A 4687-nucleotide genomic window follows, 5' to 3' on the forward strand; every position below is an offset into this window, starting at 1 on the left:
CTGAACGCGGTGACCTTCGACGTCGTGGCGGGCCCGGAGGGGGCCGCGCGGATCGACGTGCGGGGCAAGCTCTACGCCCCGGAGGAGATCGCGGCGCTGGTGTTGCGCAAGCTCGTCGAGGACGCGAGCAAGTTCCTGGGCGAGAAGGTGACCGAGGCGGTAATCACGGTGCCGGCGTACTTCAACGACGCGCAGCGCCAGGCCACCAAGGACGCGGGGCGGATCGCGGGTCTGGAAGTGCTGCGCATCATCAACGAGCCGACCGCGGCGGCGCTCTCCTACGGGCTGGACAAACGGCAGAACGAGACGGTTCTGGTGTTCGACCTGGGCGGGGGAACGTTCGACGTCAGCCTGCTGGACGTCGGGGACGGCGTCGTGGAGGTACGCGCGACGGCCGGTGACACGCATCTGGGCGGCGACGACTTCGATCGCCGCGTGGTCGACCACCTCGCGGACGAGTTCCAGCGCAACGAGGGCGTCGACCTGCGCCGCGACCCCCAGGCGTTGCAGCGGCTGTTCGAGGCCGCGGAGAAGGCCAAGGTTGAGCTGTCCTCGGTGACCCAAACCTCGATCAGCCTGCCGTTCATCACCGCGGACGCCAACGGGCCCAAGCATCTGAGCACCACCCTGATGCGCTCCACCTTCGACCAGATCACCGCCGACCTCGTCGAGCGGACCCGCGGTCCGGTCGAGCAGGCCATGGCGGACGCCAAGATCACCGCCGATGACATCGACGAGGTGATCCTCGTCGGCGGGTCGACCCGCATCCCCGCCGTGCAGAACCTCGTCCGCCGGCTGACCGGCGGCAAGGACCCCAACATGACGGTGAACCCCGACGAGGTCGTCGCCATGGGCGCCGCGATCCAGGCCGCAGTCATCAAGGGGGAGCGCAAAGACGTGCTGCTGCTCGACGTCACCCCGCTCTCCCTGGGTGTGGAGACGATGGGCGGGCTGATGACGAAGGTCATGGAGCGCAACACCACGATCCCGGCGCGGCGCACAGAGATCTTCAGCACTGCCGAGGACAACCAATCGGCCGTGGACATCGTGGTCCTGCAGGGTGAGCGCGAACGGGCCGCGGACAACCGGGTGCTCGGGCGGTTCCGGCTGGAGAACATTCGCCCGGCCCCGCGCGGGGTCCCGCAGGTCGAGGTCACCTTCGACATCGACGCCAACGGGATCCTCAACGTCTCCGCACGCGACAAGGACACCGACGCGAAGCAGAGCATCACGATCACCCAATCCTCCAACCTGGACCAGGCGGAGATCCAACGCATGGTCACCGACGCCGAGCAGCACCGTGGCGAGGACGCCCGGCTGCGTGAGCTCGTCGACGCCCGCAATTCCCTCGACGCGGCCGCCTACCAGACGCAGGGGCGGCTCGCCGAGCTGGGCGACGCCGTTCCCGCCCACGAGCGGGCCCGGGCCGAGATGCTGGTGGCCGAGGCGGAACAGGCGTTGAAGAGTGAGGCGCCGCTCGAGCAGTTGCGCTCGATGACCGCCGAGCTCCAGCAGGTCTTCCACGGCCTGGGCGCCACGGGCGGGCCCGCCGGCTCCGGCAGCCCGGGCCGGCCGGGCGGCGGGGAAGACGACGTGATCGACGCCGAGTTCACCACGGGGTGAGCGGACGTGGCCGAGCAGCCCGTCGGTAGCGCGGGCAAGGGCGCCGCGACCGCGGCGGCGGAGACCGACCCCGCCAAGGAGGCGCAGGCGACCCTCGCCGAGGTGCGGGAGCGGCTCGACCACGCCGAGGACCAGTGGCGACGCGCGGTGGCCGACCTGGACAACCTTCGCAAGCGGGCGGCCCGCGACGCCGAGCGGGTGCGGACCGAGGAACGGGCTCGGGTAGCGGCGGAGTGGCTGCCGGTGCTGGACAACCTCGACCTCGCCCTGGAACACGCCGGGTCCGGCTCGGAGGCGATCGTGGCGGGGGTCCGGGCCGTACGGGACCAGGCCGTTGCAGTGCTGGCCCGGCTCGGCTTCCCGCGGCGGGACGAGGAGGGCGCCGCCTTCGACCCGGCGCGGCACGAGGCGGTGGCCGCCGTTCCCGTCCCGGGCACCAAGCCGGGCACCGTCCTGCGGGTCGTGCGGCCGGGCTACGGCGCCGATGAGCACCAGCTGCGCCCCGCTGCCGTGGTGGTCGCGGCGGGTCACGGGTGATGGCGGCCGGACGTGATCTCTACGAGGTCCTGGGGGTGGCGCGGACCGCCGGCCAGGGCGAGATCCAGCGCGCGTACCGCAAGCTCGCGCGTGCCTACCACCCGGACGTCAACTCGGATCCGGAGGCGGAGGAGCGCTTCAAGGAGATCTCCGCCGCCTACGACGTCCTGTCCGATCCGGAGCTGCGCCGCCGTTACGACGCGTTCGGGCCGGACTTCCGCCAGGTACCGGAGGGTGTGGACCCCGAGACCTGGGCCCGGGCCCGGGCGGGGCGGGGAGCGGCTGGTGCCGGCGCCCGGCGCGGCTGGACCGGCACCGGCGACGAGGGCGTCTGGTTCAGCACGAGCGGCCCGGGGGCCGAGGGCATCGACCTCGAGGACGTCTTCGGCGACCTGTTCGGGGCGGCCGGCCGCGGACGGTCGGGGTGGGGCCCGATCCCAGGCGCCGACCAGGAGGCCGAACTGGAGGTCACCCTCGAGGAGGCCTATGCAGGTGGGCGCCGCTCGCTGACCGTGGGCGGGCCCGGCGGGCGACGGACCCTGGACGTCACGATCCCCGCCGGGGTCGCCGAGGGGCAGCGGATCAGGCTGGCCGGGCAGGGCGGCGGGGGCAGCGAGGGCGCACCGGCCGGCGACCTGTACCTCGTCGTGCGCATCGCGCCGCATCCGCGCTACCGCGTCCAGGGCCGCGACCTGCACGTGGACCTGCCGCTGACGCCGTGGGAGGCGGCGCTCGGGGCGTCCGTCGCGGTCGATACACCGGCGGGTGAGGCCAAGGTGAAGGTCCTGCCGGGGACGTCCAGCGGTCGGCGGTTACGGCTGCGCGGTCGGGGCCTGCCCAACCCACGGGGCACCCCCGGCGACCTCTACGCCGAGGCCAAGATCACGGTGCCGTCGCGGCTCTCCGCCGAGGAGAGGCGGCTGTTCCAGGAGCTCGCCGCCGCGTCCACCTTCGACCCGAGGAGGACACGATGACCTACCTGCTGGTCCGAGCCGCGGGCCGGGCCGAGGCCGCGCGGCTCGACCTCGACCAGTTCTCGCGGGCCGCCGGCCTGCATCCCGATCTCGTTCGGCGCCTGGTGGCACTTGGGCTGCTGGAGCCGCACCGCGACGCCGACGGGGCGCTGTGGTTCTCGCGGTCGGACCTGGCCACCGTCGCGCGGATCCAACGCCTGCGCGCCGGGTTCGGCCTGAATTACGCGGCGCTCGGCCTGGTCGTGGACCTGCTCGATCGAGTGGCCGTGCTGGAGTGCGCCCTGCGGGAGTCCCGACTTCAGACCCGGTTCCTGCCGCGCGAGACCCCCCGGACATCGACCCGACCCATCGGAGGCTGACGTGGACCCGAACCGTCTCACGCAGAAGTCCCAGGAGGCGCTGCACGACGCCCAGACCAAGGCGCTGCGCTTCCGGCACACCGAGGTCGACGGGGAGCATCTGCTGCTTGCCCTGCTCGACCAGGAACAGGGGCTCGGGTCGCGGCTGCTGTCCCAGGCCGGCGCCGATCCCGACCGGCTGCGGGCCGGGTTGGAGGCGGAGCTGGGACGACGCCCGGGCGTGAGCGGGCCGGGGGCGGCGCCCGGACAGATCCACGTCACCCAGCGCTTGAGCCGGCTGCTGGACACCGCCGAGCGGGAGGCCAAGCGACTCAAGGACGAGTACGTGTCGGTGGAGCACCTGGTGGCCGCGCTCGTCGACGAGGGCAGCGGCACCGCGGCGGGGCGGCTGCTGCACGAGGAAGGGCTGACCCGGGACCGGTTCTTGCAGGCCCTCACCGCGGTCCGGGGCAACCAGCGGGTCACCTCGGCCATGCCCGAGGTCGCGTACGAGGCGTTGGAGAAGTACGGCCGCGATCTGGTCGCCGACGCGGCGGCCGCCAAGCTCGACCCCGTCATCGGCCGGGACAGCGAAATCCGTCGGGTGATCCAGATCCTGTCCCGCAAGACCAAGAACAACCCCGTCCTCATCGGCGACCCCGGAGTCGGCAAGACCGCGATCGTCGAGGGCCTGGCCCAGCGCATCGCCCGCGGCGACATCCCGGAGGGGCTGCGCGGCAAGACGGTCTTCGCCCTCGACATGGGTTCCCTGGTGGCGGGCGCGAAGTACCGCGGGGAGTTCGAGGAGCGCCTCAAGGCGGTGCTCAACGAGGTGCGCGCCGCGGAGGGGCGGATCCTGCTCTTCGTCGACGAACTGCACACAGTCGTCGGTGCCGGCGCGGCCGAGGGGGCCATGGACGCCGGGAACATGCTCAAACCGATGCTCGCCCGCGGTGAGCTGCACATGATCGGCGCCACCACCCTCGACGAATATCGCAAGCACGTCGAGAAGGACGCCGCCCTCGAACGGCGCTTCCAACCGGTGCTCGTTGACGAGCCGTCCGTGGAGGATGCGATCTCGATCCTGCGCGGGCTGCGGGAGCGCCTCGAGATCTTCCACGGCGTCAAGATCCAGGACGGCGCCGTGATCGCCGCGGTGACCCTGTCGCACCGCTACATCTCCGACCGGTTCCTGCCCGACAAGGCCATCGACCT

The 4687-nt window shown here is 72.3% G+C and carries 5 protein-coding genes; all 5 read left to right on the top strand.

Annotation, left to right across the window (positions count from 1 at the left end; all coding sequences use genetic code 11):
* Positions 1–1623, top strand: a 1623-nt coding sequence (dnaK, locus tag VGH76_RS05310; RefSeq protein WP_331555571.1) for a molecular chaperone DnaK, incomplete at its 5' end; no start/stop codon positions are given.
* A gap of 6 nt (positions 1624–1629) precedes the next feature.
* Complete coding sequence (locus VGH76_RS05315) at positions 1630–2160, top strand: nucleotide exchange factor GrpE (RefSeq protein WP_331555572.1); 531 nt, start codon at positions 1630–1632, stop codon at positions 2158–2160.
* Positions 2160–3134 (top strand): J domain-containing protein, encoded by a 975-nt coding sequence (locus VGH76_RS05320; protein WP_331555573.1) that lies wholly within the window; start codon positions 2160–2162, stop codon positions 3132–3134. Before VGH76_RS05315 ends, VGH76_RS05320 begins: the two co-directional genes overlap by 1 nt.
* On the top strand, positions 3131–3493 hold the full coding sequence (locus tag VGH76_RS05325) for a chaperone modulator CbpM (RefSeq protein WP_331555574.1): 363 nt from the start codon (positions 3131–3133) through the stop codon (positions 3491–3493). Before VGH76_RS05320 ends, VGH76_RS05325 begins: the two co-directional genes overlap by 4 nt.
* A 1-nt stretch (position 3494) precedes the next feature.
* Positions 3495–4687, top strand: a 1193-nt coding sequence (locus VGH76_RS05330) for a Clp protease N-terminal domain-containing protein (protein ID WP_331555575.1), incomplete at its 3' end; no start/stop codon positions are given.

It is taken from the genome of Actinomycetospora sp. (assembly GCF_036497585.1).
Taxonomy (GTDB): Bacteria; Actinomycetota; Actinomycetes; order Mycobacteriales; family Pseudonocardiaceae; genus Actinomycetospora.